The organism is Blastocatellia bacterium (assembly GCA_035275065.1).
Lineage (GTDB): Bacteria > Acidobacteriota > Blastocatellia > UBA7656 > UBA7656 > DATENM01.
In genome coordinates this window covers 1-1,030 of record DATENM010000075.1, presented here as the reverse complement: position 1 = coordinate 1,030, position 1,030 = coordinate 1, and the positions used below count along the sequence as shown (strand labels likewise).

The 1,030-nt window shown below is 45.8% G+C and carries 1 protein-coding gene; it reads right to left on the bottom strand.

The window, feature by feature from the left end; all coding sequences use genetic code 11:
• Positions 1 to 311: 311 nt before the first annotated feature.
• On the bottom strand, positions 312 to 806 hold the full coding sequence (locus VJ464_17420) for a hypothetical protein (protein HKQ06913.1): 495 nt from the start codon (positions 804 to 806) through the stop codon (positions 312 to 314).
• Positions 807 to 1,030 lie beyond the last annotated feature (224 nt).

Below are 1,030 nucleotides of genomic sequence, written 5' to 3'. Positions count from 1 at the left end.
TCATCTGTCGCTCCGTCAAAAAGATACTGTTCACGTTTAAAATCAAGTGATTCACTCTCATCCTCATTTAAGAGTGCTTCAAATAGAACCGAGTCCATCAGATAACTCCATCTGCATATTTAATGTTATCGCCACCTAACGCCCGCGTTCAGCGGGGCCGCGAACGGCATTGAAGTATCCATGAGAAATTTGCTTCGCGGCCTCCGCTGCAACGCCTTGTTAGACATCTGTTTGCACATTCAGGCATTCCCCCTGAGGATTCAAGCCCATTTAATGCTGGTGTTGCTTCGCCGATTTGACAATGCAAAAATTCAGTTTGCTATTATATCTCGTCCCAGATCGGAACTCGCGCTTCTGGTTACCTCTTTCAACACCTTGTCAATTTTTCCTCTGATCAGCGCAACACCCCAAACAACTATTCCTGCTATATTTCCTGATTCCTGATCAAGACTGTATGCGGAACCAGCTACCGAAACAAAGGGCTGAATCTCTATTGCCTCAAAGAGCTTTCCAGATAATTCTGCAATTCTTTTATTGCTACAGTAAACCTGAAGGGCTATGAGGCTTTCTCTCACTTCCGCAAGGCCACAATACCAAGATTCAATCTCTTTTGTATTTGTGCCTATGGGGATGACGGTTGCTTTGGATAATGACTTTAACGCATTGGTATATGCTTGATGTCGTTTTTCTCTAAGCCATTTGCGATGTTCAGATTGCTCTTGACGTGAAGTGGTTAACCAAGTTGCTCCAAGTCCAGCCAGAGCACCAATCAATGCCCCCAACAATGCTGACACTGCTTGATCCATAAAATCACCTCCAGGTTAAGTTCTCAAAATGATCAAGGCTGCATTACTTTCCTTAGCTTGTCTCTACACTGCGCTTGGATGTCTAACGCTCGCGTTCAGCGGGGCCGCGTGTGACACTCCGATGTGCATGAGAACTGCGCTTCGCGGCCTCCGCTGCAACGCCTTGTTAGACGGCGGCATTTATTTCTTGTCTAGTCGAAAGAATCTCACTGCGTTGTGATAGA